We start from the raw sequence: 4,134 nt of genomic DNA, 5'->3' as shown, positions 1-4,134 counted from the left end.
AGGAGCAAGCGTCGGTGTTTTGCCTGGACGATCGTCGCCCGATCGCGACACGCGCACAGGGGTATGCTGCAAACAAGCAATGAGCGAGACCACCCGCACTGTCTCCAAGGGGTATGGTGATCAAGGGACTCGGAGCTGTCTCGATTGGTATGGTGTTTTGGGAATCGCTGGTTCCTTGATCCACGGACGGCTTTCCGGCGCAACTTCCGCGAGAAAACCGTTCTTGATTGTTTAAAGCGACCAGCCCCCATCAACGGACACCGCCGCGCCGGTGACGAATGCACCCAGATCGGCGCTCATCCAAAGAACGGCGTCGGCGATCTCCTCCGGCTTGCCCAAGCGCCCGACCGGCTCAAGATCGATCGCCTTCTGAATGTCGCCGTCCGTGAACCGATTCATCATCGGCGTCTCGATATTGCCCGGCAGCACCGCGTTCACGCGGATGTTCTGCTTGGCGTAATCGAGGGCCGCGGCCTTGGTCAGACCGATGATCGCGTGCTTGGAGGCGGTGTAAGACGCGCCGCCCGCCACACCGCGCACGCCTGCACCCGACGACGTGTTGACGATCACGCCGTTACCCTGCCGCATCATCTGCGCCAGCTCATGCTTCATGCACACGAACGTGCCGCGAAGGTTGATGTCGAGGATGCGGTCCCACTCGGCGAGTTCGATCTCGTGGACGGGCGCGGCCTTGTTCTCGACGCCGGCATTGTTGAACGCGATGTCGAGTTGACCGAAGGTCTCGACCACCCGGCTCACCGCCGCTTCGACCTGCTCGGGCTGGGACACATCGCAGGCAATGACCAGAACCTCCGCCCCCGCCTTCTTCACCGCGTCGGCCGTTTCGGCCAAAGAGTCCTCAGTGCGATCTAGTACGGCGACACGCGCGCCCTCGGCTGCAAAGGCGATGGCCGTGGCGCGGCCGATCCCGCTGGCAGCGCCGGTGATGAAGGCGACCTTGCCGGCAAAACGCTGATAATCAGACATGGAATACCTTTCCGGTTTGATGGGGGACGCGCAGGGCGATCAGGCGTTGGCGCTCGATTGAGCCACCTGGCGCGGCTTGCCGAACACGGGGAAGGCGCTGGCCTCGCCGTAGTCGATGGCATCGCCGGAGCCGCGAAGCGCAGACATGTCGTCCTCGCTGATGTCGAAATCGACGCCCGCGTTGCTGCGCATGTGATCGGCATTGGTGGACTTGGGCAGCGGAAGCAGCCCGAGTTGGAGACAGTAGCGGATGCAAAGCTGGGCCACGCCGACACCGTATTTGGCCGCCAGCTCGACAAGCATGGGGTGCTGAAGCGCCGCGCCATGCGCGACAGGCGAGTACGCCTCGACCAGCACGTCCTTCGCACGGCAATAGTCGATCAGATCGAACGGCGTATTGCCGACATGCGCCAGCACCTGATTGACGGCAGGCTTCACGGTTCCATGCCGCAGGATGTTGTCGAGATCGCCGCGCTCGAAGTTGGAGACGCCGATTGCACGGAGCTTGCCGGCCTGCTGTGCTTCCTCAAGCGCGCGCCATGCCTCAAGGTTGCCCGCATCGAAGTTGCCGCCCTCGCGAAACTCGGTCCACGGCTGCGGGCTGTGGATCAACATCAGGTCGATGTGGTCGAGCCCGAGCGCGTGCAGGGAGCCGTCGATGCGGCTCTTCGCATCGGCGTAGGTCTTTGACTCCGCTGCAAGCTTGGTGGTGACGAAAAGCTCGTCACGCGCAATGCCGCTGGCCCGCAAACCCTTGCCGACACCGCGCTCGTTCCCATAGGCTTGCGCTGTGTCGAAGTGGCGATAGCCAATAGCCAAGGCGTCACGAACGACCTGCACGACCGCGGCGTCATCGATGCGCCAAGTGCCAAGGCCGAGCTTTGGGATGGAGATGCCATCCGCAAGGGCGAAAGTCTCGTTCAGGATCATTGTTCTTCCTTCCGGGCCGCCGGCTGCTCGCCGTAACCGGGCTGCTTGGTCAGGGTGCTCCACTTTCCGGCGACGTCGGGCTCGTACACCTTGGCCGTCCAATCGGCGGGAGCGACCTCCTCAAACCCGACCGACACAGCATCCTCGCCATACCCGAGCGTCTCCATGACCCCGCTCGTGATGGTTTCGGTCAGACGCCGCTTCTGGTCGTCGGACTTGCCGGGCCAGAGCTTCACGATGACGTGCGGCATGGCTTCACTCCTTGCCGGCGGCGCGAGATATTCCTCGTCCGTCACCTTCTCCATCCAGGTCACGGGCGTGCCGTTGACCGCTTCCTGGATGGCGACATGAGTCATGGCTTCATGCCGGGTCGCGCCGTGCCAGTGCTTGTGTTCGGCGGGGCACCACAGGATGTCGCCGGCCCGGAACTCCAGTTTCGGTCCGCCCGAGATCTGCGTCCAGCCTACGCCTTCTGTGACGATCAGCGTCTGGCCGGCAGGATGAGTGTGCCAGGCCGTGCGCGCACCTGGCTCGAAGTGGACGATGGCGCCGGAAACCCGTGACGGCGCCTCGCGCTGGAACTGCCCGGTGATGGTGGCCTTGCCGGTGAAATTCTCGACGGGACCATCCACGGTCTTCATGTCCGCCTTGCGCTCGATGCTCATGCCTGTCGCTCCTTGTTGCGCCTGTGCGCCCACGGGCAGCAGCAGCGTAGCGAGGCACATGCCGATCCTCATCATGGTTGCCGCCCTTCCGATCATCCGACTGTCACGATGACGATCGCTTCGGAACGTAATTTAGGGTGCTGAAGGTGCTCGCATTACCGGCCCGGCCGGCAACGAGACGATGAACATTGCTCAACAATGGGCTAGAAGGTTGCCATGCAACCGAGCCGGACAGACCTCGCCGACTTCGCCTATTTTCTGGCAATCGCCAAGCATGGCAGCTTTCGCCGCGCGGCCGCCTCGATGGGCGTCACCACTTCGGCGCTGAGCCACGCGATCACCGCGCTGGAGGGACGGCGCGGCGTTCGATTATTGAACAGGACCACGCGCAGCGTGACGCTGACCGCAGCGGGTGAGGAGCTTCGGGCACTTATCGAGACTCCCATGCAGGCCATCGCAGCGGCGAGCGACAACCTCGAACGCTATCGCGACACGCCGGCAGGCCGCGTCAGGATCAATGTTCTGGAGGATGCGGTCGAGCTGCTGCTCAAGCCGGTCATGCCGATCTTCGTCGATCGCTATCCGGATGTCGCGATCGACATCAGCGTCACCAATCGTATGGTTGATGTCATCGGCAGCGGCTTCGATGCCGGCATCCGGTATGGCGGCACAGTGCCTGAAGACATGATCGCGCAGCGGCTGTCCCCGGACTTACGCTGGATCGCGGCTGCGGCACCGGCATATCTCGCCCGGTTCGGTACACCGAGCGACCCGCAAGATCTGAAAAACCATCGATGCGTTGGCATTCGCTTGGGGAACGATCAGGTCTATAACTGGGAGTTCGAGCGTGACGGCGACGAACTCGCTGTTGCAACGCCCGGTCCCCTGACGATCGATGGCAGTCACGCTGCCGTGGCGTTCGGGCTATGCGGTGCTGGCATCGTTTACGCGACGCAGGCTGCACTCACCCCGCACCTGGAAAGCGGGGCCTTACAGCCCGTCCTGGAGGATTGGGCGAGCGCGGGCAGCGGCTTCCACGTCTACTACTCCGGACGACGGCACCTTCCGACCGGGCTGCGTCTACTGATCGATCTCATCAGAGAGGTGCAGCCGTTGAGGGATTAGCCCCTTCCCGATTGGGAACGTCCAGCGGGACGGGCACGGGAGGATTAGCCTTCTTATGCCTCCAATCGGGGCCGGCTTCCCGAAACCTGTTCCCGATTGCATTTTCCCGAAACGGCCCATCAGACATGGAAAAACGGGACTTCTGCAGGTTACCGGAACGGCTGATTTCGGGAAGCCACGCCGATCCACTGAATGGCCGATAATCGGCCGGGAGCTGCCGGAAAGCTTCGCGGTAGCCAGGACCCACAATTGGTCATCAAAAGCCGGCTACCCCCTTCCTCAAATTTGACACCCGTTCAGGTTTGAACTGATGGGGTGGATGCCCCCTTCGAGCGGCGTCGTATGATGCCGGACCGGCACCGGGAGGTGCCAAGCGAAGGAGGAGCAGATGACCGACGTCCACATCCTCGCCATCGACCTGGCGAAG

General features: G+C 62.9%; 4 protein-coding genes. 1 reads left to right on the top strand and 3 read right to left on the bottom strand.

Annotated features, from left to right (window positions below):
* Nucleotides 1-231: 231 nt before the first annotated feature.
* The 3 genes from MF607_RS22310 to MF607_RS22300 are packed head-to-tail and all read right to left on the bottom strand — an operon-like array spanning nucleotide 232 to nucleotide 2,582.
* Nucleotides 232-987 carry an SDR family NAD(P)-dependent oxidoreductase gene (locus tag MF607_RS22310; protein WP_242122360.1) on the bottom strand — a complete coding sequence of 252 codons (756 nt, stop codon included), beginning with the start codon at nucleotides 985-987 and terminating at the stop codon, nucleotides 232-234.
* A gap of 39 nt (nucleotides 988-1,026) precedes the next feature.
* Nucleotides 1,027-1,917 (bottom strand): aldo/keto reductase, encoded by an 891-nt coding sequence (locus MF607_RS22305; protein ID WP_242122359.1) that lies wholly within the window; start codon nucleotides 1,915-1,917, stop codon nucleotides 1,027-1,029.
* On the bottom strand, nucleotides 1,914-2,582 hold the full coding sequence (locus MF607_RS22300; RefSeq protein WP_242122358.1) for a (R)-mandelonitrile lyase: 669 nt from the start codon (nucleotides 2,580-2,582) through the stop codon (nucleotides 1,914-1,916). Before MF607_RS22300 ends, MF607_RS22305 begins: the two co-directional genes overlap by 4 nt.
* Nucleotides 2,583-2,798: 216 nt before the next feature.
* On the opposite strand from MF607_RS22300, the gene MF607_RS22295 reads away from it, so the two are divergent.
* Complete coding sequence (locus MF607_RS22295; protein WP_242122357.1) at nucleotides 2,799-3,707, top strand: LysR family transcriptional regulator; 909 nt, start codon at nucleotides 2,799-2,801, stop codon at nucleotides 3,705-3,707.
* The last annotated feature ends 427 nt before the right edge of the window (nucleotides 3,708-4,134 follow it).

This window comes from Sphingomonas lacusdianchii (assembly GCF_022664395.1).
Classification (GTDB): domain Bacteria; phylum Pseudomonadota; class Alphaproteobacteria; order Sphingomonadales; family Sphingomonadaceae; genus Sphingomonas; species Sphingomonas lacusdianchii.
This window is presented reverse-complemented; position numbering and strand designations above follow the sequence as displayed.

Excerpts from the sequence above, each read along its gene's own strand:
- MF607_RS22310 (WP_242122360.1), bottom strand. The coding sequence starts at position 987 with ATGTCTGATTATCAGCGTTTTGCCGGCAAGGTCGCCTTCATCACCGGC.
- MF607_RS22305 (WP_242122359.1), bottom strand. The coding sequence starts at position 1,917 with ATGATCCTGAACGAGACTTTCGCCCTTGCGGATGGCATCTCCATCCCA.
- MF607_RS22300 (WP_242122358.1), bottom strand. The coding sequence starts at position 2,582 with ATGAGCATCGAGCGCAAGGCGGACATGAAGACCGTGGATGGTCCCGTC.
- MF607_RS22295 (WP_242122357.1), top strand. The coding sequence starts at position 2,799 with ATGCAACCGAGCCGGACAGACCTCGCCGACTTCGCCTATTTTCTGGCA.